The sequence below is a fragment of the Cupriavidus sp. 8B genome, from assembly GCF_054589115.1.
Genome location: NZ_BAAILO010000252.1, coordinates 15,978 through 40,605 on the forward strand (window position 1 = coordinate 15,978; position 24,628 = coordinate 40,605).

Annotated in this window: 28 protein-coding genes; 20 read left to right on the top strand and 8 right to left on the bottom strand. The window is 67.4% G+C overall.

The window, feature by feature from the left end; all coding sequences use genetic code 11:
* Nucleotides 1-276: 276 nt before the first annotated feature.
* From ACYP5B_RS24440 to ACYP5B_RS24455, 4 genes are all read left to right on the top strand, one after another.
* Nucleotides 277-1,632 carry an MmgE/PrpD family protein gene (locus ACYP5B_RS24440; protein WP_459571375.1) on the top strand — a complete coding sequence of 452 codons (1,356 nt, stop codon included), beginning with the start codon at nt 277-279 and terminating at the stop codon, nt 1,630-1,632.
* 30 nt (nt 1,633-1,662) lie between these two features.
* Nucleotides 1,663-3,783, top strand: a complete 2,121-nt coding sequence (locus tag ACYP5B_RS24445; RefSeq protein ID WP_459571376.1) for an acetate--CoA ligase family protein — start codon at nt 1,663-1,665, stop codon at nt 3,781-3,783.
* A 48-nt stretch (nt 3,784-3,831) separates the two neighbouring features.
* Nucleotides 3,832-5,004, top strand: coding sequence for an acyl-CoA dehydrogenase family protein (locus ACYP5B_RS24450; RefSeq protein ID WP_459571377.1), 1,173 nt, complete (start codon nt 3,832-3,834; stop codon nt 5,002-5,004).
* A 183-nt stretch (nt 5,005-5,187) separates the two neighbouring features.
* A complete protein-coding gene (locus ACYP5B_RS24455) occupies nt 5,188-6,420 on the top strand; it encodes a bifunctional alpha/beta hydrolase/OsmC family protein (protein WP_459571379.1) in 1,233 nt (410 codons plus the stop codon).
* Nucleotides 6,421-6,508: 88 nt separating this feature from the next.
* On the opposite strand, the gene ACYP5B_RS24460 is transcribed toward ACYP5B_RS24455, so the two are convergent.
* On the bottom strand, nt 6,509-6,910 hold the full coding sequence (locus tag ACYP5B_RS24460) for an OsmC family protein (protein ID WP_400099213.1): 402 nt from the start codon (nt 6,908-6,910) through the stop codon (nt 6,509-6,511).
* 203 nt (nt 6,911-7,113) lie between these two features.
* On the opposite strand from ACYP5B_RS24460, the gene ACYP5B_RS24465 reads away from it, so the two are divergent.
* The 3 genes from ACYP5B_RS24465 (at nt 7,114) to ACYP5B_RS24475 (ending at nt 8,498) form a co-directional block, all read left to right on the top strand.
* Nucleotides 7,114-7,764: a VTT domain-containing protein gene (locus ACYP5B_RS24465; RefSeq protein WP_400099215.1), complete on the top strand. Its 651-nt coding sequence runs from the start codon at nt 7,114-7,116 to the stop codon at nt 7,762-7,764.
* A 199-nt stretch (nt 7,765-7,963) separates the two neighbouring features.
* Nucleotides 7,964-8,218: a type II toxin-antitoxin system Phd/YefM family antitoxin gene (locus ACYP5B_RS24470; RefSeq protein WP_318232756.1), complete on the top strand. Its 255-nt coding sequence runs from the start codon at nt 7,964-7,966 to the stop codon at nt 8,216-8,218.
* The gene (locus tag ACYP5B_RS24475; protein WP_459571380.1) at nt 8,208-8,498 is read left to right on the top strand and encodes a type II toxin-antitoxin system RelE family toxin; all 291 of its coding nucleotides are present in this window, start codon (nt 8,208-8,210) and stop codon (nt 8,496-8,498) included. The genes ACYP5B_RS24470 and ACYP5B_RS24475 overlap by 11 nt, the downstream gene beginning before the upstream one ends.
* 78 nt (nt 8,499-8,576) lie before the next feature.
* Here the strand turns inward: ACYP5B_RS24475 and ACYP5B_RS24480 are convergent, their stop codons facing one another.
* Entirely contained in the window at nt 8,577-8,771 is a 195-nt protein-coding gene (locus ACYP5B_RS24480) for a lipocalin family protein (protein WP_400099219.1), read from the bottom strand.
* Between the two features lie 148 nt (nt 8,772-8,919).
* On the opposite strand from ACYP5B_RS24480, the gene phnC reads away from it, so the two are divergent.
* The 5 genes from phnC to ACYP5B_RS24505 all read left to right on the top strand — a co-directional run bounded on the left by phnC (nt 8,920) and on the right by ACYP5B_RS24505 (nt 12,864).
* Nucleotides 8,920-9,759, top strand: coding sequence for a phosphonate ABC transporter ATP-binding protein (phnC, locus tag ACYP5B_RS24485; RefSeq protein WP_459571381.1), 840 nt, complete (start codon nt 8,920-8,922; stop codon nt 9,757-9,759).
* 81 nt (nt 9,760-9,840) lie between these two features.
* The gene (gene phnD, locus ACYP5B_RS24490) at nt 9,841-10,833 is read left to right on the top strand and encodes a phosphonate ABC transporter substrate-binding protein (RefSeq protein ID WP_459571382.1); all 993 of its coding nucleotides are present in this window, start codon (nt 9,841-9,843) and stop codon (nt 10,831-10,833) included.
* 112 nt (nt 10,834-10,945) lie between these two features.
* Entirely contained in the window at nt 10,946-11,737 is a 792-nt protein-coding gene (gene phnE / locus ACYP5B_RS24495; protein ID WP_400099225.1) for a phosphonate ABC transporter, permease protein PhnE, read from the top strand.
* Between the two features lie 49 nt (nt 11,738-11,786).
* Nucleotides 11,787-12,323: a phosphonate degradation HD-domain oxygenase gene (locus ACYP5B_RS24500; protein ID WP_400099227.1), complete on the top strand. Its 537-nt coding sequence runs from the start codon at nt 11,787-11,789 to the stop codon at nt 12,321-12,323.
* 43 nt (nt 12,324-12,366) lie between these two features.
* Nucleotides 12,367-12,864: an N-acetyltransferase family protein gene (locus ACYP5B_RS24505; RefSeq protein WP_459571383.1), complete on the top strand. Its 498-nt coding sequence runs from the start codon at nt 12,367-12,369 to the stop codon at nt 12,862-12,864.
* A 31-nt stretch (nt 12,865-12,895) separates the two neighbouring features.
* On the opposite strand, the gene ACYP5B_RS24510 is transcribed toward ACYP5B_RS24505, so the two are convergent.
* From ACYP5B_RS24510 to phnF, 5 genes are all read right to left on the bottom strand, one after another.
* Entirely contained in the window at nt 12,896-13,426 is a 531-nt protein-coding gene (locus ACYP5B_RS24510; RefSeq protein ID WP_459571384.1) for a DUF2726 domain-containing protein, read from the bottom strand.
* Nucleotides 13,427-13,867: 441 nt separating this feature from the next.
* Nucleotides 13,868-14,500, bottom strand: coding sequence for a phosphonate metabolism protein/1,5-bisphosphokinase (PRPP-forming) PhnN (gene phnN, locus ACYP5B_RS24515; RefSeq protein ID WP_459571385.1), 633 nt, complete (start codon nt 14,498-14,500; stop codon nt 13,868-13,870).
* Complete coding sequence (locus ACYP5B_RS24520; protein WP_459571386.1) at nt 14,497-15,246, bottom strand: DUF1045 domain-containing protein; 750 nt, start codon at nt 15,244-15,246, stop codon at nt 14,497-14,499. The genes phnN and ACYP5B_RS24520 overlap by 4 nt, the downstream gene beginning before the upstream one ends.
* Before the next feature lie 26 nt (nt 15,247-15,272).
* A complete protein-coding gene (locus tag ACYP5B_RS24525) occupies nt 15,273-16,469 on the bottom strand; it encodes an alpha-D-ribose 1-methylphosphonate 5-triphosphate diphosphatase (protein ID WP_459571387.1) in 1,197 nt (398 codons plus the stop codon).
* A gap of 93 nt (nt 16,470-16,562) precedes the next feature.
* On the bottom strand, nt 16,563-17,297 hold the full coding sequence (gene phnF, locus ACYP5B_RS24530; RefSeq protein ID WP_400099262.1) for a phosphonate metabolism transcriptional regulator PhnF: 735 nt from the start codon (nt 17,295-17,297) through the stop codon (nt 16,563-16,565).
* 195 nt (nt 17,298-17,492) lie between these two features.
* Here phnF and phnG point away from each other — a divergent pair, with 195 nt between their 5' ends.
* The 8 genes from phnG (at nt 17,493) to ACYP5B_RS24570 (ending at nt 24,259) form a co-directional block, all read left to right on the top strand.
* Entirely contained in the window at nt 17,493-18,002 is a 510-nt protein-coding gene (gene phnG / locus ACYP5B_RS24535) for a phosphonate C-P lyase system protein PhnG (RefSeq protein ID WP_459571389.1), read from the top strand.
* 79 nt (nt 18,003-18,081) lie between these two features.
* The gene (gene phnH, locus ACYP5B_RS24540; RefSeq protein ID WP_400099264.1) at nt 18,082-18,660 is read left to right on the top strand and encodes a phosphonate C-P lyase system protein PhnH; all 579 of its coding nucleotides are present in this window, start codon (nt 18,082-18,084) and stop codon (nt 18,658-18,660) included.
* Between the two features lies 1 nt (nt 18,661).
* Complete coding sequence (locus ACYP5B_RS24545) at nt 18,662-19,825, top strand: carbon-phosphorus lyase complex subunit (protein ID WP_400099238.1); 1,164 nt, start codon at nt 18,662-18,664, stop codon at nt 19,823-19,825.
* On the top strand, nt 19,822-20,751 hold the full coding sequence (locus ACYP5B_RS24550) for an alpha-D-ribose 1-methylphosphonate 5-phosphate C-P-lyase PhnJ (RefSeq protein WP_459571390.1): 930 nt from the start codon (nt 19,822-19,824) through the stop codon (nt 20,749-20,751). The genes ACYP5B_RS24545 and ACYP5B_RS24550 overlap by 4 nt, the downstream gene beginning before the upstream one ends.
* Nucleotides 20,748-21,536 (top strand): phosphonate C-P lyase system protein PhnK, encoded by a 789-nt coding sequence (gene phnK, locus ACYP5B_RS24555; RefSeq protein ID WP_459571391.1) that lies wholly within the window; start codon nt 20,748-20,750, stop codon nt 21,534-21,536. Before ACYP5B_RS24550 ends, phnK begins: the two co-directional genes overlap by 4 nt.
* Nucleotides 21,537-21,550: 14 nt before the next feature.
* Complete coding sequence (gene phnL, locus ACYP5B_RS24560; RefSeq protein ID WP_459571392.1) at nt 21,551-22,366, top strand: phosphonate C-P lyase system protein PhnL; 816 nt, start codon at nt 21,551-21,553, stop codon at nt 22,364-22,366.
* 82 nt (nt 22,367-22,448) lie between these two features.
* Nucleotides 22,449-23,681, top strand: coding sequence for an alpha-D-ribose 1-methylphosphonate 5-triphosphate diphosphatase (locus ACYP5B_RS24565; protein WP_459571393.1), 1,233 nt, complete (start codon nt 22,449-22,451; stop codon nt 23,679-23,681).
* Nucleotides 23,678-24,259 carry an MOSC domain-containing protein gene (locus tag ACYP5B_RS24570; protein ID WP_459571394.1) on the top strand — a complete coding sequence of 194 codons (582 nt, stop codon included), beginning with the start codon at nt 23,678-23,680 and terminating at the stop codon, nt 24,257-24,259. Before ACYP5B_RS24565 ends, ACYP5B_RS24570 begins: the two co-directional genes overlap by 4 nt.
* A gap of 42 nt (nt 24,260-24,301) precedes the next feature.
* Here ACYP5B_RS24570 and ACYP5B_RS24575 read toward each other — a convergent pair whose 3' ends face one another.
* Nucleotides 24,302-24,574, bottom strand: a complete 273-nt coding sequence (locus ACYP5B_RS24575) for a hypothetical protein (RefSeq protein WP_459571395.1) — start codon at nt 24,572-24,574, stop codon at nt 24,302-24,304.
* Nucleotides 24,575-24,628: the final 54 nt, after the last annotated feature.

The following is a 24,628-nucleotide window of genomic DNA, read 5'->3' on the forward strand; positions in this document are numbered from 1 at the left end:
CGGGCGTGGCGCACGAAGGCGCCAGGGATGGCCTGCCATGCTATGCAGGCTCGCCGCCAACGTCAAACCGGATTTTCCCGGGCGCGGCAGGTCGTTCGCCAAATGCGTCGGCAGCCATGCTTGTGCGGCCCCGGTGCATGCCATTTCGCCACCGTGCTCGGGAGCCTTCACCAAATTTCAAAGCTCCCCGGCGGGCGATCCCTAACATCGGGGTCAAGGCGGCAGGCAATGTGCCATCAAGCCGCCAACGAGACAAACAATGATGAGGAGCACTGCATGGTGATCGATGAACTGGCCGAATACGTCGGCGCTGAGGGACGGCGCACACTGTCGCCCGAGGTCCTCCATTATGGCAAGCGCGCCGTGATCGACTGGTTTTCCGCGCTGTTTCCCGGCACGCGCATGTCGCCGGGGACCAACCTCGTCGAGGCGCATCGCGCCGAGCTGGGCGTGGGCGCGGCCACCGTGATCGGCCATGGCATGACGGCGTTCCCGGCCACGGCCGCCTGGATCAACGGCAGCGCGTCGCATGCCGCGGAATTCGACGATATCTTCCGCGACGCGGTCTACCATCCCGGCTGCCCGACCATCTCCGCCGCGCTGGCGCTGGCCGAAGACCGGGATGCCCCAGGCGAGGCCTTCCTGCGGGCGGTGGTGGCAGGCTACGAGGTCTCCACCCGCATCGGCGCAGCAATCCAGCCCGCGCACTATCGCTATTTCCATACCACCGGCACCGTGGGCTGCTTCGGCAGCGCGGCGGCCAGCGCCTTGCTGCTGGCGCCGGGAGACGCGCGCGTGGCCGCGAATGCGCTGGCTACTTCCGCCACCTTTGCCTCGGGTTTGCAGCAGGCCTTCCGCTCGGATGCGATGACCAAGGCGCTGCACGCCGGGCACGCCGCCATGGTGGGCGTGCAGGCGGCGCAGGGCGCTGCCGTGGGCGTCAATGGCGTGCACGACATCCTGGAAGGCTCGGCCGGCTTCGGCGCGGCGCTGTGCGGCAGCCCCGACTGGTCGACGGTGGGGCAGGGGCTGGGCACCACCTACAACGTCCTGAGCATCACGCAGAAGAACCACGGCTGCTGCGGCCATACCTTCGCCGCCATCGATGCGGCGATCGAACTGGTGCGCGAGCATGGCATCGATGGCGCCGATATCGAGGCGGTCACCGTGTGGGCATACCAGGCCACCATCGACGTGACCGGCAACGCCAATCCCGTTACCGCGTTCGAAGCGCGCTTCAGCCTGCCCTATGTGGTCTCGCATGGCATCCTGCGCGGGGCAGTGCGGCTCGATGCCTTCTCCGATGCGCGCCTGCGCGACCCGCAGATCCGGCAACTGATGAAGCGCGTCACCCTGCATGCGGACCCGGAACTGACAGCGGCATTCCCGCGCCAGCGCGCGGCGCGCGTTGAGATCCTGTGCAAGAGCGGCGTGCGCCATGCGCTGTTTGCCCCTTACCGCAAGGGCGATCCCGAATCCCCGCTGGACGACGCCACGCTAAGCGACAAGTTCATGGAGCTGGCCGCGCCGGTGATCGGCAGCGGCACCGCCGAGGGCTTGCTGGCTGCCCTGTGGCAACTGGACACCGGCAGCGTACGCGGGCTGCGGCTCGCCGGCCTCGGCGCGGCGTGAAGCATGAACCCGATGACTGCAGAGACAACCATGGCTGAAATGGACCCACAAGGCGCCCCGGCAAAATCCGCCAGCCTGGCCAAGGCGCTGTTCTCGCCGGACACGGTGGCATTGGTGGGCGCGTCCAGCGATATCACCAAGAACACCGCCCGGCCCATGCGCTTCATGCGCAAGCACGGCTACCGGGGCACCATCTACCCGATCAACGCCACTCGCGCCGAAGTGCTGGGCGAGAAGGCCTATCCCAGCCTGGCGGCGGTGCCGGGACCGGTGGAGCATGCCTTTGTCATGGTGCCGGGCAAGCACGTGGAAGCCGCGCTGGAGCAATGCGCGGCCAAGGGCGTGCAGGTGGTGACGGTCTTCTCGGACGGCTTCGCGGAAGTGGGCGAGGCCGGCATGGCCGCGCAGCAGGCGCTGGTGCGCAAGGCCCGGGCGCTGGGCGTGCGCCTGATCGGGCCGAACAGCATCGGCGTGGTCAATGTGGCGTCCGGCGCGGTGCTGTCCGTCAATGCCGTTCTGGAAATGGACGAGCTGCACGCCGGCAGCATCAGCGTGATCTCGCAAAGCGGGTCGATGCTGGGCGCGCTGCTGTCGCGAGGCGCCGCGCGCGGGCTGGGCTTTGCCAAGCTGGTGTCGGTCGGCAACGAGAGCGACATCGGCGTGGGCGAGTTGGTCGACCTGCTGGTGGACGATGACGCCACCAAGGTCATCCTGCTCTTCCTGGAGACGATCCGGGACGCCGCCGTGCTCGGGCCGGCGCTGCGCCGCGCGCGGCAGGCCGGCAAGCCGGTCATCGCTTACAAGCTCGGCCGCTCGGCGCAGGGCGAGGCGCTGGCCCAGTCCCACACCGGCGCACTCGCCGGCAACGACGCCGCCGTGGATGCCTTCCTGCGCAAGTACGGCGTGATGCGCGTGGAGATGCTGGAGACGCTGTTCGAAGCGGCGCCGCTGGCCCTGCGTTATGGCCAGTGGGTGCCCGCGTTCCAGCGCAATCCCCGCGTGGCCGTGGTGACCACCACGGGGGGCGGCGCGGCCACCGTGGTGGATCGCCTGGGCCTGTCCCAGATCGACGCCGTGGCGCCGCCGGATGCCTTCGTGGCGCACATGGCCGGGCGCGGCGTGCGTATCCGCCAGACGCCCATCATCGACCTGACGCTGGCGGCGACCAGCGCGCAGTACAAGGACCTGGTCGAGCAACTGCTGCTGAGCGACTGGTGCGACGCCGTGCTGTGCGTGGCGGGTTCATCCGCGCAGTTTCACCCGGAGCTTGCCGTACGGCCCATGGTGGAAGCCGCCGGGGCCGGCCATAAGCCGCTGATCGCGTTCCTCGCGCCGGAGGCCGGTGCGTCGCTGCAGGTGCTGCAGGCAGCGGGCATCCCGGCCTTCCGCACGCCGGAGGCCTGCGCGGACGCGCTGGCGCAGTTGTTCAAGGCCGCGCGGGCGCACCCCGAGGCTGACGAGGCCATCGCGCCGCTCGGCTGGCCGGCGGGCTTGCCCGTGGTGGGCAACCTTTCGGAGTACGAGGCGGCCGGCGCATTCGCGGCGCTGGGCGTGCCGGTCGCGCCCCTGGCGCTGATGCCGGTGGGCGAGTGCAGGCACAAGATTCCCTATCCGGTGGTGGCCAAGATCTGCTCGCGCGACATCCTGCACAAGACGGACGTGGGCGGCGTACGCGTCGGCGTGCGCGATACGGAGGAATTGCAGCGCGCCATGGCGGGGATCCTGGCGGATGTCGGCCGCGCCGCGCCGCAGGCCCGGCTCGACGGCATCCTGGTGCAGCGCATGGAGGACAAGCTGCTGGAGCTGATGCTTGGCTACCGGGACGATCCGCTGGTGGGGCCCATCGTCATGCTGAGCGCGGGCGGCATCGCGGCCGAGCTACGTCCGGACGTCAGCCTGCGCCCGGCGCCGGTGACGCACGACGATGCCATGGAGATGATCGGCGAAGTGCGCAGCACCGCGCTGATCCGCGGCTTCCGCGGGCTGCCGCGCGGGGACGTCGGGGCGCTCGCCGATGCCATCGTGCGCTTTTCCCGGCTGGCGGCCTTTGAGGGCGTGCGCGTGCTGGAGGCCGAGATCAATCCGCTGTTCGTGCGCGCCGATGGCGTGGTCGGCGTGGACTGCGTGGTCCGGCTGGCTGAGCAAAATTGAGCAAAATTGAACAAAACCGAACTGAACATAGTACTGGAGACAACCATCATGGATTTCAAGCTGACCCCGGAGCAGGCCGAATTCGAACGCGCCGTGACGCGCTTTGCCGAGCACGAGCTGCGCGCCGGCTCCGTCGCCCGCGCCCATACCGATGAGTACCCGTGGGATGTGGCCCGCAAGATGAGCGAGCAGGGCCTGCTGGGTATCACTATTGCCGAGGCCGACGGTGGCCAGGGTGGCAGCCTGATGGACGCCATCATCGCCATCCAGGCTGTTGCCTCGGTCTGCCCGCGCGGCGCCGACGTCATCCAGGCTGGCAACTTTGGCGCCATCCGCGTGTTGGCGGAGTACGGCTCGCCGGCGCAGAAGGACAAATGGCTGCGCCGCCTGCTGGCCGGCGAGGCGCTGATCTCCGTCGGCATGACCGAGCCCGAGGCCGGCTCCGCCGTGACCGAGCTGCGCACCACGGCCACGCCCGACGGCGACGATTTCCTGATCAACGGCACCAAGGTCTTCACCACCCACGGTCCGCACGCTGACGTGATCCTGGCCTACGTGCGCTTTGGCCCGGGCGTGGGCGGCATCGGCTCCGTGCTGATCGATACCAAGTTGCCGGGCGTGCGCATCGGGCAGCGCTCCAGGTTCATGTCCGGCGAAGAATGGGCCCAGATCTACTTCGAGGACGTGCGCATCCCGGCTTCCGACGTGCTGCTGGGCGAGGGGGGCTTCAAGAAACAGATCGCCGGCTTCAATGTCGAGCGCATGGGCAACACGGCGCGCTCGCTGGCGCTTGGGCGCTATGCCTACCAGGTGGCGCGTGACTGGGCGATGCAGCGCAAGCAGTTCGGGCGCCTGCTGTGCGAGTTCCAGGGCCTGCAATGGAAGTTCGCCGAGATGAAGATCAAGCTCGATGCCGGCCAACTGCTGCTGTACAGGGCGGCTGCCAATGCGGACAGCGGCTTTCCCTCGGCGGAAGAAACCGCGATTGCCAAGGCGTTCTGCAACCAGGCGGGCTTCGACGTGGCCAACGAGTCCCTGCAGGTGATGGGCGGCATGGGCTACAGCCAGGAGGCGCTGGTGGAGTATTGCCTGCGCCGTTGCCGCGGCTGGATGATCGCCGGCGGCTCCGTTGAAATACTCAAGAACCGCATCGCCGAAGCGGTGTTCGAGCGGACCTTCTCGCAGCGCCCGGAAAAGGCGGCTGCGCCGAAGGCAGCCTGATCCGCCAGCAGTGGAAGCTCGCCACGGGTGCGCTTTTGCGTACAACGGAAGGCGGGGCGCCGGCAAGCTTGCCGTCGCCCCTGTGCGTTGTGCGCGGCCAGCCATGCGACGCCAGTGGCACCCGGCGGCAAACTTGGCTAGAGTGGGAACCTCATACAGTTCGCGTCATGCATGAGGATATCAATGGAAGCCCAGCGCCTGCAGTTCCCGGGAAGTGACGGTCAGCAACTCTCCGCGCGGCTGGATTTGCCGGTTGGCCCGGTTCGCGCCTTTGCCTTGTTCGCCCATTGCTTCACTTGCGGCAAGGACGTGCTGGCGGCGACGCGTATCGCGCAGGCGCTGACGGCACATGGCATCGCCGTGCTGCGCTTTGATTTCACCGGTCTTGGCGGCAGCGGCGGCGATTTCGCCAATACAAATTTCTCTTCCAACGTGGCCGACCTGCTGGCGGCGGCGGAGTATCTGCGGCACCATCACCGGGCGCCGGCCTTGCTGATCGGCCACAGCCTGGGCGGCGCGGCGGTGCTCAGCGCCGCGCACGGCATCCCCGAAGCCAAGGCGGTCGTCACCATCGCCGCGCCGAGCGATCCCGGCCACGTGGTCGGCCTGTTCGGCGACCAGGCCGCGCGCATCGAAGCCGATGGCGAGGCCGAAGTCCGGCTTGCGGGCCGGCCGTTCAAGATCAAGCGGCAATTCATCGAAGACGTGGCCGAGCAGAAACTGCTCGACAACGTGAGCAAGCTGCGCAAGGCGCTGCTGGTCATGCATGCGCCGCAGGACGACACCGTCGGCATCGACAACGCCACCCAGATCTTCATTGCCGCCAAGCACCCCAAGAGCTTCGTCTCGCTCGACCGCGCCGATCACCTGCTCACGCGCAAGGCCGATGCCGTGTACGTGGCCAATACCATCGCGGCATGGAGCCAGCGCTATCTGGATATCGATGCCCTGGATGTGCCGGCCGCGGTGGCCGAAGAAGGGCTGGTGCGGGTCGAGGAAAGCCACGCCGGCAAGTACCAGCAACGCATCACCGCCGGGCCGCACCACCTGCTCGCGGACGAGCCGGTATCGTTTGGCGGGCTCAACGGCGGGCCGGCGCCTTACGACCTGCTGCTGGCCGCTCTGGGCGCCTGCACCGCGATGACGATGCGCATGTACGCGGAGCGCAAGGGCTGGCCGCTGGAGCACGTGGCAGTGACGCTGCGCCACGAGAAGATCCACGCGACCGATTGCGCCGAATGCTCCACCACCGAAGGCAAGATCGACTGGATCGAGCGGGAGATCACCATGCGTGGCCCGCTGGACGACGCGCAACGCACGGCGCTGCTGGAGATCGCCGACAAGTGCCCGGTCCACCGGACCCTGCATTCGGAGGTGGTGGTGCGGACTCACCTGGCGGAGACTGCAGCCACGTAGGCGGCCTGCGGGCCGCCTACAGGCCGCCGGCACGAACCGGAACAGGCGCGGCCTACGAGGCTGTCCCCTCCCGTTTTGGCTGGACCGCTCAGAGCAAGGTCGTCTCGATCCGCGACGCACCCTTCAGGAACAGCGTCACCGGCGTGCGCTCGCAGATCTGCGCGATCCGCTCGCGCTCGGCCTCGCCCAGTTCCACCCCGCTAAGCCGGACTTCGCGCCGGATGAAGCGCGCCTCGTCCTTGCCCTGGAAAACCGCCGTCACTTCCACGTCCGCCACGGGCCATTGTTTCCTCTGCATGTACATCTTCAGCGTGATGGCGGTGCAGGACACCAGCCCGGACAGCACTAAGGCAAAGGGCGGCGGACCCTGGTCCGTGCCGCCCAGCCCGGCGGACTCGTCGCCGACCAGCGCGTGGCTGCCGGCCTGCAGGTGCACCAGGTAGTTGGCATCGGCCGCGCCGATCCGGGCGGTGGCTTGGGAATTTGACATGGCATTTCCTGGGGTTGTCGGTGTGGATGTTTGTGTGGTTTGTGCTCAATATTATGCGGGAGCGCGCCGCAGGGAAAGGCTCTTCTCGGCATATTTGCTGCTTGTCATCGACATTGGGGGGGCGGGGCGCCGCACCCACCTGAGGCCCCCGGCGGCGCGGGCGCGCCTACACTGTAACCATCACTCCAAGACGAGGGGCGCGCATGGAAGCATCGCAAGTCTTGCCGTTGCTGCTGCATTTCGACCAGCATCTGGGTCCTGCCATCGCGGAATACGGCATCCTGGTCTACGGCATCCTGTTCGCCATCGTGTTCTGCGAGATCGGGCTGTTGCCGCTGTTCTTCCTGCCCGGTGACCCGCTGCTGTTCATCTGCGGCGCGTTCTGCGCCTCGGGAGCGCTCAAGCTATGGATCCTGCTGCCCGTGCTGCTGGTTGCCGCGGTGGCCGGCAACCTGCTGAACTACGCCATCGGCAAGGCCATCGGGGCGCGCGTGCTCACCGGCGGCTACCGCTGGATCAACCGCGACGCACTGCGCAGGACGCATGACTTCTACCAGCGCCACGGCAGCCTGACTTTGCTGCTGTCCCCCTTCGTCGCCGTGGTGCGCACCTTTGCCCCCTTCGTTGCCGGCGTGTCCGCCATGCCCGCGACGCGCTTCGCGCTGGCCGCGAGTGCTGGCGCCACGGTGTGGGTGGTGTCGCTGCTGGTCGGTGGTTATCTCTTCGGCAATGTGCCGCTGGTGCGCGACCATATGAGCGCCATTGTCTTGCTTGGGCTTGCGCTTGGGCTGGGGTCGTTGGTAGTGGCGAGCGCGTGGCGGGCGGTCAGGGGGAGGCAGGGGGCGCGGGGCTAAGTAGTTTGCGGTTGCGGCGGCGCGCAGGCGCATGGATATTGAAAGTATCGAGTTGCATGGCTTCTCGTGGCGGATCGGTAACACAAAAAAGTACCCATGATTTTGTGCTAAATTATGTGCTTTATTGCGGGCAATTAACGGGCTGCGAGCCTGTCCATGCAGTGCGAATGGAACCCGCTACATCAGGCAACCAAAAAATATGACTGTCACACGCGCCATCTACGCGACCGCGACCGTAAGCATCACGGACCTTCGCCGCAACCCCGGTGCCATCATTGAGGAGGCCGGGAACGAACCCGTGGCAGTCCTCAATCACAATCGCCCGGCCGCATACCTGGTTCCCGCCCAGGCTTTCGAAGCACTCATGGACAGGCTCGAGGACATCGAGCTTGCAGAAATCGTTCGGCAGCGTCGTGGCGGGAAGGCCATAAAGGTGTCGCTGGATGAGTTATGAGCTTGCCTTTCACGAGGACGCCTTGAAGGAATGGACGAAGCTCGATGCGTCGATCAAGGATCAGTTTCGAAAGCAGCTCGAGAAACGTCTGGCCGAACCCCGGGTGCAGTCTGCCAAGCTCAGCGGCAAGGACATGAAAGACGTGTACAAGATTAAGCTGCGCGATGCCGGGTACCGACTGGTGTACGAGGTTTGCGATCGTACCGTCACTGTGCTGGTGCTCGCTGTTGGACGACGGGACAAGAGTGAGGCTTATCGCCGGGCCGGTGTGAGGCGATAGCGGCCACATTGTTTTGCTCGACCTATGGTTCGCCTTTTCCATTGCGCGTAGTAACTGCATCATCCTCGAGCGCGAACCCTACGAACACAAAAAGCAGCTTTCCACCACCTTGGCTCGGCCTTCGGCGGCTCGCACCTTGCCGTCGGGCCCGTCCTGGTGGCAGGTGTTGAGCACGCGGATCCGGCCGTCCTCGCGCAGGCTGTACTGCGCGGTGACTGGCTCGCAGCCGCGTTCGAAGCGGTGGGAGGTGCTGCCGTGGCGCAGCCGATTCATGTGCGCTGTACGGCATGCATGCGCATCCCCAAGCCGGCAGAGTCAGGTTCGCTCCTTTTCAGCCTCATTTGGCCTTGCTCTCCAACCTTCATCGTTTTGTCATCCGCACCACCCAGAATGCGCTCACTGTTGATGCAAGGAGAGTGGGATGACGCATGCGATTGAAGTGCGCGGCCTGTCCAAGTCGTTCCAGGCGGGACGCAAGGCGCTGGATAACGTGAGCCTTGCCGTTGCCCCTGGTGAAATGGTGGCGCTGCTGGGTGCCTCGGGCTCGGGCAAGTCCACGTTGCTGCGCCATGTGGCGGGCTTCATCGCCGCCGACGCGGGTGGCGCTGGCGAGGTGCTGGTCAATGGCCGGGCCATCCAGCAAGGCGGCCGGCTGGCGCACGATGTGCGCGCAGCACGGGCAGAGATTGGTTTTGTATTCCAGCAGTTCAACCTCGTGGGCCGCCTGCCGGTGATCACGAACGTGCTGACCGGCATGTTGCCGCGCGTGCCGCTGTGGCGCAGCCTGATCCGTTTCTTCCGTGTCGATGAGATCGGCGCAGGGCTCGAAGCGCTTGCCCAGGTTGGTATAGACGACTATGCCTTTCAGCGAGCTTCCACCTTGTCGGGCGGCCAGCAGCAGCGCGCGGCCATTGCCCGCACGCTGGTGCAGAACGCGCGGGTGATCCTGGCCGACGAGCCGATTGCTTCGCTGGATCCCGAGTCGGCACGGCGCGTGATGGAGTTGCTGGCGCAGATCAACCGCACGCGCCGCGTGGCGGTCGTGGTGTCGCTGCATCAGGTGGATGTGGCGATGCGCTATTGCCCGCGCGTGGTCGCGCTGCGCCACGGCAAGGTGGTCTACGACGGCCCGTCGGCGGCGCTGACCCCGGCCATGCTGCGCGAGCTCTATGGCACGGAAGCCGCCGAGCTGCTGCCCGACGGCGCGGGGCTGGAGGTTGCCGCGCCCGCCATGCTGCACGGCGGCCTGGCGGCAGCCTGACTGGCCGCCTGATTGTTCCTGTATTTCTTCGCAATTTTTCCCGCAAGCACCCCCAACAAGGCTTTTCCTCGGAGTTCCCCTATGCTGCGCAGAACCCTTTTCGCCCTGATCGTCACGAGCGCCGCTGGCGCGCTCTCGCTGCCCGCCTTTGCCCAGGAAGGCAAGGTACTCAACATGGGCTTTATCTCGACGGAAACCTCGTCCAACCTGAAGTCCGCCTGGCAGCCCGTGGTCGATGACCTGAGCAAGCAGCTGGGCGTGCAGGTCAAGCCGTTCTTCGCCTCCGACTACGCCGGCATCATCGAAGCGATGCGCTTCAACAAGGTGCAGATTGCCTGGTTCGGCAACAAGTCCGCCATCGAGGCTGTTGACCGCGCCAACGGCGAAGTGTTCGCCTCGGTGATCGACAAGGACGGCAATCCCGGCTACTGGTCGCTGCTGATCGTCAACAAGGACAGCAACCTGAAGACGCTCGATGACGTGCTCAAGCAAGGCAAGACGCTGAGCTACGGCGCGGGCGATCCGAACTCCACCTCGGGCACCGCCGTGCCGGGCCACTACCTGTGGGGCGCCCACAAGATCGAGCCCAAGACCTTCTTCAAGACGGTGCGCGTCAGCAACCACGAAACCAACCTGCTGTCGGTGCTGAACAAGCAGGTCGACGTGGCGGTCAACAACACCGAGAACATGGAGCGCTACCGCATCAACACCGGCAAGAACGCCTATGACCAGGTGCGCGTGCTGTGGAAGTCGCCGCTGATCCCGGCGGATCCGCTGGTCTACCGCAAGGACCTGCCGGCCGACGTCAAGGCCAAGGTGCAGACCTTCTTCGTCAACTATGGCAAGGGCGCCGACGCCGCGCGCGAGAAAGAGAACCTCGCCAAGCTGACCTACCAGGGCTTCCGTGCGTCCAACGACAACCAGCTGGTGCCGATCCGCCAGATCGAGCTGGCCCGCGAGAAGTCCAAGATCGAGTCGGACACCACGATGGCTGCGCCGGACAAGGAAAAGCGCCTTGCCGACCTGAGCAGCAAGCTGGCTGAGCTCGACAAGATCGCCGCCAGCGCGCAGTAAAGCGCCACATCCGGCCCGCCCCATTGCCGGGGCGGGCCGTACACCGCCGCCTCACCTTTGCTTTAGCCCACGATTAGCCCACGTATTCATGCATCCTCCCGCCAACCCCACCATGATCCCAGCCACTCCGCCTCGTGCCGCCCGCCCGCCGCGTGCCAGCCTGCCTGTCATGTTCGTCTGGGCGGTGGTGCTCGCCTTGCTGGTCATGTCGTGGCAGGGTGCCGACATGCGACCGCTTGACCTGTGGAAGGACTCCGGCAACATGGCGAAATTCGCCGCCGACTTTTTCCCGCCCAGCTTCCGCGACTGGCGCATCTACCTGGACGAGATGCTGGTGACCGTGCAGATCGCGATCTGGGGCACCTTCCTGTCCATCGTGTTTGCCGTGCCGCTGGGCCTGGCGTGTTCCGCCAACATCGTGCCGGCCTGGGTCTACCAGCCGATGCGCCGCGTGATGGATGCCTGCCGCGCCATCAATGAGATGGTGTTTGCCATGCTGTTTATCGTGGCGGTGGGGCTGGGCCCCTTCGCCGGCGTGCTCGCGCTGTGGGTGCACACCACCGGCGTGCTCGCCAAGCTGTTCTCGGAAGCCGTGGAGGCCATCGACCCGCGCCCCGTGGAAGGCGTGCGCGCCACCGGCGCCAGCGCGCTCGAAGAGGTGGTCTATGGCGTGATCCCGCAGGTGCTGCCGCTGTGGATCTCCTATGCGTTGTACCGCTTCGAATCCAATGTGCGCTCGGCCACGGTGCTTGGCATCGTCGGCGCGGGCGGCATCGGCACCGTGCTGTGGGAGATCATCCGCAGCTTCCAGTATGCCGAGACCTGCGCGGTGATCATCATCATCGTCGGCTTTGTCACGGCCATCGATTTGTTGTCCGCCCGGATCCGCAAGGCGCTGGTTTGATAGCGGGATCAACCCGCGCGGATACCCCAGCTTTCACACACCAATCGACATGACGATCCTCAGGCGCATCGAAATCCTCTTCTCCGGCCACGGCACCGCCTTCTACGGCGGCGAGGCAATCACCCAGACCGAGCATGCGCTGCAGTGCGCGCAACTTGCCGAGCAGGCCGGCGACCCCGAGCCGCTGATCGTCGCCAGCCTGCTGCACGACCTCGGCCACCTCGTGATGTCCGAGGACAGCACGATCGACATGCGCCACCAGGAAGTCGGTGCCGACCTGCTGGCCGTCGGGTTTGGGCCGGAGGTGACCGAGCCGGTGCGCATGCATGTGGCGGCCAAGCGCTACCTGTGCGCTATCGAGCCGGGCTACCAGGCCACCCTGTCGCCAGCCTCGCAACACAGCCTGGCGCTGCAGGGCGGCCCCTTTGACGCGGCCCAGGCGCAAGCCTTCGGCGGGCATCCCCACGGGCCGGCAGCCGTGCGCCTGCGCCGCTACGACGACCTGGCCAAGGTCGTCGGCCATGCCACGCCGCCGCTGGAGTACTACCTTCCAATGGTGGCGCGCTGCCTGCGGCGCGCTCCCTGATCCGGTTCGCACTTACGCCATCTCACTCGATACCGATATCCCCATGGACCTGTCAGACGCACGCCGCACAAGCGGCGGCCCGACCCTTCATGAAGTGACCGGCACCGATGCCGAGTTGCTGCAGGTTGCCGCCTTGCTCTCCGAAATGGATGGCGAGACACCGCTGCCTTTGCAACGCATGCGCGAGCTGTTCACCCAGCTCAAGGCGATGCCGGACTATCGCTGCTACCTGATGCGCAGCGCCGCCGGCGAAGCGCTCGGCACGTTCTGCCTGTTGGTGTTTCCGGTGCTGGCGCACGACGGCCGCAGCGAGGCCATCGTGGAAAGCGTGGTGGTGACCCACGCCGCGCGCGGCACCGGCGTGGGCACGGCCATGATGCACGCCGCCATGCGGCTGGCCGAGGAGGCGGGCGCCTCCAAGCTGGCGCTATCGTCCAGCGCGCGCCGGCTGCAGGCGCATCAGTTTTACCGGCGGCTTGGGTTTACGGAGCATGGGACCAGTTTCAGTATTGGGTTGCCGGTGGCGAGCCCGCACCTCTGATTGCATCCCGCGCGTCGAATCGCACGGCCGATCAAGCCGCATCTCGAACGGGCTCGCTCGCCCGCGAGTCAGGTACGGCCGACGAAACCACTGAGACGTAGTCGCTCAGTATAACCGTGAAGTCCACATCCTTGGACGTGTAGCGCTTGATCGGGATACCTGCCGAGGCAAGAACCTCGTTCTTCTGCGCATCGCGGCGTTTGGCCTTCTCGGAGCCATGCGATGCGCCATCGAGCTCGATGACGTAGAGCGGACGCAATGTCTTTCGCTCGCAAACCAGGTAGTCCACATATTTCTGTGAGAACTGGTTGCGGGCTTCCCGAGTTTTACCCTTGTGTTGCACAAAGGCTGACATTGCGACCTGGGGGAAAACATGCGCGTTTCGCAGCGCCATCACCAAGCGATCATATAACTCAATCTCGTCCTGCCGCATAAACGGCGCCTTGCGAGCAAACTGGAATCCCTTGGACGTCCGGGAGCCGCCTCCGCGATTTGCTTTGAGCGCAGAAATCACCACCAGTACAACGACGAACAGTATTGCGACGCCGATTAGCGCTTTCATGCGACCCCCAATGTAATTGTTATGCCGGGGATTCTATCGCAGCGCCATTCACATGCTTACGCGCGGCGCGCCAGCGCTACCCCTGCCGCTTGCCGCCGCTGGGCCTCACCGCCTCCCGCCCGACCCCAGGCGCCTTCTCCGCCGGCACCTCGATACTCTCGCGAAAACGCTGCGTAACAGCTGTCTCGGCCAGCGCGTGATACGCCGGGCGAAGCCGTGGAGCTGAAGCTGGCCTTGTCCGACATGGCCTTCACCATGCTGTCGCATCTCGGCCTGCTGGCCGAGGCCGAATTGCTGCAGCAGGAGCGGCCGTCGATCGGCAACCACCTGTATGGCGCCTTTGGCCGCGACTTCGGCACGCTGGACGGCGGCCGACTGATGGTGGCGCCGCCGTCGGCCGGCTGCACGATGCCGGCGTTGTGGCGGGCCCGGAGCGGGACCCTACGGCTGGTGCTGGCGCGTGCGCTCGTGCGTGAGCCGCATCAACGCGCTCGCCGCATCCTCCAGCACGCCGCTGTTGTCGATCACCGTCAGCCGGCACCCCGCCGGCACGGCGAACGGCTCGCCGGCGCGCTGCAGGCGCCGCACGATGGCTTGCTCGTCCTCGCGGCCGCGCAGCCGCAGGCGCTCTCCCAGCACGTGCAGGCGCACGCTGACCTGCACGGCGTGCAGGGCCGGATAGCGCGCGTGGGCGGCGGCCAGGTGCTCGCGTGACCCGTTCACGACGACGCACAAGCCTTGCGACAGCCAGTCGTCGAGCTCGATCCCGATGCCGTAGCACAAGCCGTGGCTGCGCCAGTGCAGCGCAAAGCCGCCTTGCGCGACCCGGTGCTCGAAATCCGCGGGGGTGATCGCCACGCTGTCTTCATCGGCGCTGCTGGCGCGGGTGATGTAGCGCTGCGCCACGCGTACCCGCGCGTCGTCCCGCAGCTTTTCGCGCATCACGCGCAGCAGCGAATCCTTGCCACTGCCGGAGGGGCCCATCAGGTAGACCAGGCGGCTGCCGTCCGGGGCTTCGGCACAGGGCGCGGCGAAGTCGGCCCGTGCCGCGGTGCTCGTTGCCTTGGCGCTCATGCCGTGGCTTCCAGCATGGCCGCGCCTGCGGCATCGGTGGTGCTGCCGTCGAAGCCGTAGTGGCGGGCCGCCACGAAGGGCGCATCGGGCGCAGGCTGCACGAACAGGCTGACGTCGCGTACCGCCATCGGCTGTTGCAGCAGCGGGCCGCTGGCGGCTTGCAGCAGGGCGATGGCCGCGGTCTGTTCGGCCTCATCGAGCATGCCCGTAAGCGTGATGTGGAAGATAAAGGTCTCGAACGCGTAGGGGTAGCCCCAGGCGTCGAGCATGCGCCGGGCTGCCTCGCTCAGCCGCCCCGGCTTGCGGCGTGCCAGCTCGGCAGGGGTGGGCGGCGCGCGAAAGGCGTCGAACTCCTGCAGCGCTGCGTCTGCCAGCGCGTGCATGCGGGCATTGGCGCTGGCGTCGCCGCCGAGGCACCAGGCCAGGAAGCCACGCAGGTTGTGCAATGCAAGCGGCACGGCAAAGGGCTGGCGGTCCAGTGCGAAGGCACGCATGGCGGCGTCCAGCCCGGCAGGTGTCTGGCCGTCCGCCAGCCGGAACGGGGCCTTGAGCGTGGCATGCAGGCCATAGTGGGCCGGTGCTTCAGTCCAGCGGGCAATGCGGGCATCGTCCGGTGCGGGGCGCGCAATCGCCTCGCCCGTTTCGGCGCTGCGGCCCAGCCATTGCTCGCCTACCAGCCGATAGGGCGCGGCCGGGTTGAGGTAGATGGCGTAGCGGTAGGCCTGTGGCAATGGATTGTTCGACATCGGGCTCGGCATCCTGGTCATGCGGGTCAGGCCGCGCGCCGCTCGCCGCCGGACTGCACCAGCGGGAAGGCGCGCGTGGCGTGGTGCAGCACACCGCCGACGATGGTGGCGCAGACCAGGGGCAGGGCGGGGTCGCGGTCGTCGACGATGATGGCGTCGGCGCGCAGGCCGGGGCTGAGCGTGCCGCGATCATGCATGCCGGCGGCGCGTGCCGGGTTGCGCGAGACCAGGTCCCACGCAGCCGGCAAGGGCAGCACGCCAAGCTGGGCCACCCGGAATGCGGCTTGCAGGGGCGCCGGGTAGTAGTAATCGGAGGCCAGCACGTTGCACAGCCCGGCGGCGATCATCTCGGTGGCATCCGGGGCGCCGGTGTGGCTGCCGCCGCGGATCACGTTGGGCGCGCCGAATACGGCGTGGTTGCGCAGGGCGTGGGCGGCGCGGGCCACGTCCACGGTGAGCGGGAACTCCGCCACGGTGCAGCCTTGCTGGTGGTAGCGCTGGCGGGTGGCGGCGTCGCCGTCGTCGTGCGAGGCGACTTGCAGGCCGGCGGCGCGGGCGGCGGCAATCAGCCGGGCCACGCCTTCGGGCACCTTGCCAGCCTGTGCGGCAGCTTGTTCCAGCCGCTGGCGGAAGATGACCGGGTCGCACTCCGCGCGGTCCGCATACTGCGCCAGCTTGCGCGCGTCGTGGAGGCGCGATGCCATCAGCGGCAGGTGGTCGTTGATGGCCAGGAAGCGCACCTTGCCGCTATCGATCCACGCCAGCGCGGTTTCCAGTCCCGCCAGGTGGTGCGCCTCGAAGCGCAGGTGCACATGATGCTGCGCGCCAAGGGTGCCGCGCATGCGTTCCAGGCCGTCGAACATGCGCTGGGCATAAGCCTCGCCGCGCAGGCCGCCTTCCCACGATAGCGTCACGCCGTGCAGCTCGGTGGTGATGCCATGCGCGAGCAACTGGCGGTCCACGTCGAACAGCGCGCTGGTGTACGGAAAGCTCACGCCGGGGCGCGGCATCACGGCGCGCTCGAAGGCGTCGCCGTGAATGTCCACGATGCCGGGCAGCACCAGCAGGTCGCCCGCATCGAGGGCAGGCCCTGCTGTGCTTGCCGGCCCGGCCAGGCAACCGTCGCGCAACGCGAAGGCGGCCGGCACAATGCCGTTGGCGGTGAGAACGCGGCGGCCGCTCAGGCCGGCAAGGGTGGGGTGAAGTGCGTGATTGGTATCCATGCTGGCGACCTTAGCGCGGGCAGATGACAAGCAGATGTCTAGACCAATTGGATCAGCTGAGCATGCGTTCCACATGGCGTGCGAGTGCGCATTTTAGTCCTGGTCGGCTACGGTCAGCTGTACCCAGTCGCCGGCAAAGCGCACCACGCTGTATTGCAGCGGCGCGCCGTCCGGGTCGACGTTGAGCGCCTCCACCTGCAGGATCGGCCGCGTCTTGGGCTGGTTGAGCTGGCGGGCCACGGGCGCCGTCGGCATGGCAGCGGTGATGCGTGACCACTTGCGCGTGTAATCGGTGACGCCGAAATGAGCGAACGCCTTGGAGATCGACAGGCGCGCACGCAACTCGGCGTCCATGTCCGGGAACCGCGTGGCGTCGAAATAGTGCTCGGCCACGTCGATGGTGCGGGCTTCGGCCTTGCCCAGCATCTGTACACGCAGAATGGGCGCGCTGCGCGCCAGGCCCAGGTGCTTGGCGATCTCGGGCGCGCGCAGCGTTTGCGATTCCAGCACCTCGATGTGCCCGCGCATGCCCTGGCTGGCCAGGTTCTGCGAAAAACGCGTGCGCCGCCCGATGGCGTAGTCGATCGCGTGTTCCTGCACGAAGGTGCCGCGGCCTTGCTCGATGCGCACCAGCCCGTTTTGTTCCAGCTCGCCCATGGCGCGGCGGATGGTATGGCGGTTGACGGCGAAACGCGTGGCCAGCTCGGGCTCGGGCGGCAGGCGCTCGCCCGGGACATAGAGCTTGTTGCGGATGTCGAGCGCCAGGGCCTCGCCGATCTGGCGCCATACCGCAACTCCTGAACCCCGCTCGACTTCCTGTTCCACCATCGTGTCCTGCCTCTTCGTCATCGTGCGTTAATCATTTGCGTGCTTCAATAGGATGCGATTGTGCCTCAACCTGGCCATGCCGTGCACGCGGGCGAACCGCGTTGCCGCCGTCATGAAAGCTTCATCTGGCTGTGTTGTAGTTCGGCCATGGATGGTATTCTACATCTAAACGTATAGACGTATAGGGGATGTGAAATGGATCGAACTGATACCGAAGCGGGCACGCTGCCAGGGGCGGCGGCCCAGCAGCAAGCGGCTCAAGCGGCTCGAGCGGCCCGCGCCGCCTGGCTGCGCGTGCTGGCCTTGGCCGCTCCGGATGCCCTGGCGCAGGCCGTGGGGCGCCTCGGCGCGTTGCCCGCCTACCGCCTGCTGCGCAAGCCGGAGAGCGGCATGGCCATGGTGCGCGGGCGCGCAGGCGGCACGGGGGCGCAGTTCAACCTCGGTGAGGTCAGCGTGACGCGCTGCGCGGTGACGCTGGAACCCGGCGTGGTCGGGGTGGGTTACGTGCAGGGCCGTACACACGCCCTGGCGGAGCAGATCGCCGTGCTGGATGCGCTGCTGCAACTGCCCGAGTGGCATGCGCGCGTGCAGGCCGACGTGGTCGCGCCGCTTGCCCGGGCGCGCACGGCGCAAGGCGAGCACAAGGCCGCCGTGGCGGCACAGACAAAGGTGGAGTTTTTTACCATGGTGCGTGGAGAGGACTGAGATGCCAGGCCAATCGATTGCCGCTAAGGCGGCTGGATACGACAACGTGGCCCCGGGGCGACACGGCGCTGGCGCGCCGATGTTGCTGCCCGGCTTCGACGATGCGGTGCAATCGGCGCAGCGGACCTTCCGCGCCGCGCTGCATGCCATGTCCCACCCGGGCAGCATCGGCGTGCTGGCCGAGCCATGCGGCGTGCCGCAGGGCCTGTCACTGGCCCTAAGCGCGCTGCTGCTCACGCTGGTCGACAGCGATACGCCGCTGTGGCTGCCGCCGGATACGCCCGAGGCCGTACGAGCCTTCCTGCGCTTTCACTGCGGCTGCCCGCTGGTGGCGCAAGTCGGGCAGGCGGCCTTCGTGGCCGTGCCCGCAGGCCACGCCCTGCCCGATCTGGCGGCTTGTGCCCAGGGGGATCCGGCTTACCCGGACCGCTCCGCCACGTTGCTGGTCGAGGTCCCGTCCCTGAGCGCGGGCTCCGCGGTCACGCTGCGCGGCCCCGGCATCGAGACCCACGCCACGCTGGCCGTGCAGGGCTTGCCGGGGGACTTCTGGGCCCAGTGGCAGGCCAACCACGCGCGCTTCCCGCTCGGCGTGGACGTGTTGCTGACCAGTGGCAGCGCCCTGTGCGCGCTGCCGCGCACCACCCAAGCGGAGGCCTGACATGTACGTTGCCGTCAAAGGGGGCGAACGCGCCATCCTCAACTCGTACCGCATGCTGGACGACTACCGCCGCGGCGACCGCTGCGTGCCGGAGCTGACGCTGGCGCAGGTGCGCGAGCAGATGCCGCTGGCCGTGTCGCGCGTGATGGCCGAGGGCTCGCTGTATGACCCGCACCTGGCCGCACTGGCCATCAAGCAAGCGGCGGGCGACCTGATCGAAGCCGTGTTCCTGCTGCGCGCGTATCGCACCACGCTGCCGCGCTTTGGCTACTCGGTGGCGCTCGATACCGGCGCCATGCGCCTGCAGCGCCGGATCTCGTCCACCTTCAAGGATGTGCCGGGCGGGCAGGTGCTGGGACCCACCTACGATTACACCCAGCGCTTGCTGGATTTCACGCTGGAAGCCGAGCGCGAGAACGCGCCGCTGCCGCCCGCGCCGACCACGCTGGACGCGCGCATGCCCCGCGTGACCGACCTGCTGCGCCAGGAATCGCTGATCGAGCCGGAGACGGTGCCCGAGCACGATCCCGCGCCGCCCGACCTCACGCGCGAGCCGCTGGAGCTGCCTGCCGCACGCCCGGCGCGCTTGCAGAACCTGGCGCGCGCCGACGAAGGCTTCCTGCTGTCGATGGGCTATTCGACCCAGCGCGGCTACGGCAATTCGCATCCGTTCGCCGCGGAGATCCGCTACGGTGAGGTGGAGGTCGAGCTGTTCGTGGAGGAGCTGGGCTTTGCCGTGACCATCGGTGAGATCGAGGTCACCGAATGCCAGATGGTGAGCCAGTTTGCCGGCAACGCGCAGGAAGGGCCGAGCTTTACGCGCGGCTATGGCCTGGTGTTTGGCTACGGCGAGCGCAAGGCCATGTCGATGGCGCTGGCCGACCGCGCCATGCGCGCCGCCGAGCTGGGCGAAGCCGCCGACGCGCCCGCCAACGACGTGGAGTTCATGCTGTACCACAGCGACAACGTGGAGGCCTCGGGCTTCGTGCAGCACTTGAAGCTGCCGCACTACGTGGACTTCCAGACCAATCTCGAACTGCTGCGCCGCCTGCGTGCCGAGCGCGGGCAGGGCGTGCCAACCCCGGCGCCCACGCCGCCCGGGCAGGACACTGCCGCAATCGCCGACGTGGCCCAAGCGCAGGCGCAGGAGGCCATCGCATCATGACCGACACCAACGCTGATCTCAGCGCAAACGCAAACGCCGCCGTGCGCGACGAACACTACAACTTCGGCTACCTGGACGAATCCACCAAGCGCATGCTGCGCCGCGCGTTGCTCAAGGCGGTGGCGATCCCCGGCTACCAGGTGCCCTTCGGCAGCCGCGAAATGCCGCTGCCCTACGGCTGGGGAACCGGCGGCATCCAGGTCACCGCCTCCATCATCGGCAGCGACGATGTGCTCAAGGTGATCGACCAGGGCTCGGACGACACCACCAACGCCATCAATATCCGCCGCTTCTTCGGCCGCGTGACGGGCGTGCAGACCACCGAGCGCACCGCACAAGCCACCATCGTGCAGACCCGCCATCGGATTCCGGAAACCCCGCTGGCCAAGGGCCAGGTCATGGTGTTCCAGGTGCCCATCCCGGAGCCGCTGCGCTGGCTGGAACCGAGCGAGACCGAGACCCGCACCATGCACGCGCTGGCGGAATACGGCGCGATGCACGTCAAGCTGTACGAGGACATCGCCCGCCATGGGCGCATTGCCACCACCTACGACTACCCGGTGATGGTCAACCAGCGCTACATGATGCGGCCGTCGCCCATCCCCAAGTTCGACAACCCGAAGCTGGACTTCAGCCCGGCGCTGATGTTGTTCGGCGCGGGCCGCGAGAAGCGGGTCTATGCGGTGCCGCCCTTTACCAGCGTGAAGAGCCTGGACTTCGACGACCACCCGTTTGCGGTGGAGACGTGGGACGGCTGCTGCGAGTTGTGCGGCTCCACCGACAGCTATCTCGATGAAATCATCATCGACGAAGCGGGCGGGCGCATGTTCGTCTGCTCCGATACCGAGTACTGCGCGACCCGCCAGGAGCAGGGTGAGACCGGGCCGAATGGCACGGCCGCCAACGCACGCAAGGAGGCAGCATGAGCCGCACCGACGCGCACCAGCCGCTGTTGTCCGTGCGCGGCCTGACCCGGACCTGGGATGGCGTGCACGGCTGCCACGATGTCAGCTTCAATCTCTTCCCCGGCGAAGTGCTGTGCGTGGTGGGCGAATCCGGCTCGGGCAAGAGCACTTTGCTGCAGGCGGTGTCCTGGCAGGCCGCGCCGGAATCCGGCAGCGTTTGCTACGACACCCGCGAGCAAGGGCTGGTTGACCTTGCCACGCTATCCGACGCCCGGCTGCGCCTGCTGGCGCGCACCGACTGGGGCTTCGTGCGCCAGAACGCGCGCGATGGCCTGCGCATGCGCGTGAGCGCCGGCGCCAATATCGCCGAGCGCCTGATGGCGGTGGGCGGCCGCCATTATGGCGAGCTGCGCGAAGTCGCCGGCACGTGGATGGAAAAGATGGAGCTCGACCTGGGCCGCCTGGACGATTCGCCGACGAGCTTCTCCGGCGGCATGCAGCAGCGCCTGCAGATCGCCCGTAACCTGGTGACGCATCCGCGCCTGGTGTTCATGGACGAGCCCACCGCCTCGCTCGACGTCTCCGTGCAGGCCCGCCTGCTCGATCTGCTGCGCCGGCTGGTGGCGGACCTTGGCCTTGCCGCCATCATCGTCACCCATGACCTCGCCGTGGCGCGCCTGCTGGCGCATCGCACGCTGGTGATGCAGGGCGGGCGCGTGGTGGAAAGCGGCCTGACCGACCAGATCCTCGACGATCCGCACCATCCATACACCCAGCTGCTGGTGTCTTCCATCCTGCAGGGCTGACCATGACGCAAGACATGAAAGACCTAAACGACGTAATCGACACAAGCGACACAAGCGACACAAGCGACACAATCGACACAAACGACGGAAGGCAAGACCTCCAGCGCATCCAGGTGCGCGGCCTCGGCAAGACCTTCATCCTGCACAACCAGGGCGGCACGCGCCTGCCCGTGCTGCAGGCCATCGATTTCGACGCTGCCGCCGGCGAATGCCTGGTGCTGGCCGGCAGTTCCGGCGCGGGCAAGAGCACGCTGCTGCGCTGCCTCTACGGCAACTACCTGGCCACCGAAGGCAGCATCCGCATCCGTGACAGCGAGTCATGGGTGGAACTGACCCGTGCTCCCGAGCAACGCATCCTGCAATTGCGGCGCGAGGTGATCGGCTATGTCAGCCAGTTCCTTCATGTGATCCCGCGCGTGAGCACGCTCGATGTGGTCGCCGAACCGCTGCAGCAGCGCGGCGCCAGTGCCGACGAAGCGCGCGAGCGTGCTGCGGTGCTGCTGGCGCGGCTGCAGGTGCCTGGCCGGCTGTGGAGCTTGCCGCCCGCGACGTTCTCGGGCGGCGAGCAGCAGCGCGTGAACATCGCGCGCGGGCTGATCGGCGGCCATCCGGTGCTGTTGCTGGACGAGCCGACCGCCTCGCTCGACGCGGACAACCGCGCGGTGGTGGTGGCGCTGATCCGCGAAGCGCTGGCCGAGGGCCGTTGCCTGGTCGGCATCTTCCACGATGAAGCCGTGCGCGAGGCGGTGGCCACCAGGCTGCTGCCGTTGCACCCGCCTGCCGTCACGGAGGCCGCACCGGTTGGCAAGCTTGCGGCGGTCGCTGGCTGAGCCATTCATTCTTATCGTATTCATTCGCTCCCAATCGTTCCCAATCGTTCCCAATCGTTCCCCATCGTTCCCGGAACCGACCATGCTTCCTGCCTACCTGACCCATGCGCGGATCGTCCTGCCCGACTGCGTGCTAGCCGACAGCGCCTTGCTGATCGAGAACGGCCGCATTGCGGCCATCGAGCCCGATGCCGGCGCGGTGCCGCGCGCCGCCCAGGTGATCGACCTGCGTGGCCAGACGCTGCTGCCCGGCCTGATCGACCTGCATTGCGACGCCATCGAGAAAGAAGCCGAGCCGCGCTCGCGGGTGATGTTTCCGCTGGACTTTGCCGTGGCGCAGGTCGATCGCCGTAACGCCGCCGCGGGCATCACCACGCCTTACCATGCGGTTTCGTTTGCCGGGAACACGTTCGGCGTACGCAACTTCGATACCGCCGCCGAGCTCGTGCGCGCCGTTGCCGCCTTCCGCGGCCACAGCCTGGTGGACAACCGCATCCACTGCCGCTACGAGGTCACCGACGCGAGCGCATTGCCGGTGCTGGAGCAACTGGTGGAAGCCGGCCTGGTGGACCTGGTCTCGGTGATGGACCACTCGCCCGGGCAGGGCCAGTTCAAGACGCTGGAGGCGTACCTGGCCTACATGATGGGCAACCACGCCATGAGCCGGGAAGAAGCCCATGCCGCCGCCGACAAGAAACGGGTGGAGCAGCACGGCGCGCTGGACCGGGTGGAGCGCCTGCTGGCGCTGGCCGCCAGCATGGGTGTGCCGGCCGCGAGCCATGACGACGACTCGGCAGAGCGTATCGCCACCATGCACGCGCTGGGCGTGCGCATGAGCGAATTCCCGATCAACCTGGAGACGGCACAAGCCGCCAAGGCAAAGGGGCTGCCGACCATCCTCGGTGCGCCCAACGTGCTGCGCGGCCAAAGCCAGAGCGGCTCCATGCGTGCCATCGATGCCATTAGCGCGGGGGTGGCGGACTGCCTGTGCTCGGACTACCAGCCGTCCACGCTCATTGCCGCCGCCTTTGCCGCGGAGCGCCTGGCGGGCCTGAGCCTGCCGCAGGCCGCCGCGCTGGTCAGCGTCAACCCGGCCGCGGCTTGCGGGTTGTCCGATCGCGGCCGCATCGCGGCCGGGCTGCGTGCCGACCTGGTGGCAGTCGCCATGGTGGCAGGCCAGCCGCTGGTGACGCATACGTGGTCGTCGGGCCGGCTGGTGTTTGCCGCGCGTTATCCGGCGGGCGCCCTGGCGCCTGACAGCGCGGGCGTGGTCCAGATGCCGGTGCCCGGCGAGCCAGGGCGCGCGGCGGCATGACCATGCCGGCCGACATCGGGTGGACCGAATCGTCGCAGGCGGGCAGGGTGGTCGCGGTAAGCCTTAGCGCCACGCACACCTTCAGCAAGGCGGGTACGCCGGTCATCCGCCTGCTGGCCGGGCTGGGTGTGGAGGGTGACGCGCATTTGGGGGAAACCGTCAAGCACCGTTCCCGCGTGGCGGTGGACCCCACCCAGCCGAACCTGCGGCAGATTCACCTGCTATCGGTGGAGTTGCAGGCGATGCTGCAGGCCGCCGGCCACGCGGTGGCGCCTGGCGCGCTGGGCGAGAACATCACCACGCAGGGTATCGACCTGCTGGCGCTGCCAACCGGCGCGCGGCTGCACCTGGGCGAGACCGCGGTGGTGGAGATCACCGGGCTGCGCAATCCCTGCGCGCAGATCGAACGCTTCCAGCCGGGGCTGCTCGCGCAGGTCCTGGGCCGGGACGATCAAGGCAAGCTGGTGCGCAAGGCCGGCATCATGGGCATTGTCCTGGCCGGCGGGCTGGTGCGAGCGCAAGACGCGATCCGTGTGGCGCTGCCGCCCCAGCCTCACCAGAAGCTGGAGCGGGTTTGAGTGGGGTGTGAGGGCGGTGAGGGCAGTGAGGGCGGGAAAGCCCTAGCGATGCAACGCGCGGACCGTTCCGTGGTGGGAGGCGTGCCAGTCGCCCGGTATGTCGGGAAAGATCTCGCACTCGCCGCGCACGATGAGCTCCACCGTCGCGCACACGCCCTTGACGCCGCGCGGGCCAACGCAGACCAGGCTGTGAGGGTGTTCCGAATGATTGGGAATGGCGTACACGCGCATCCCCTCCTGATACAGGGGATGGGCGGGCAGCCTGGCGTTGAGTAGTTCGACAAAACGCAAGGGACTTACCACCGGCTTTTCCATCTTGCTCTCCCATGGAGCATGGGCGCGACCTCCGGAGGGCTCCGGATGGGCCGA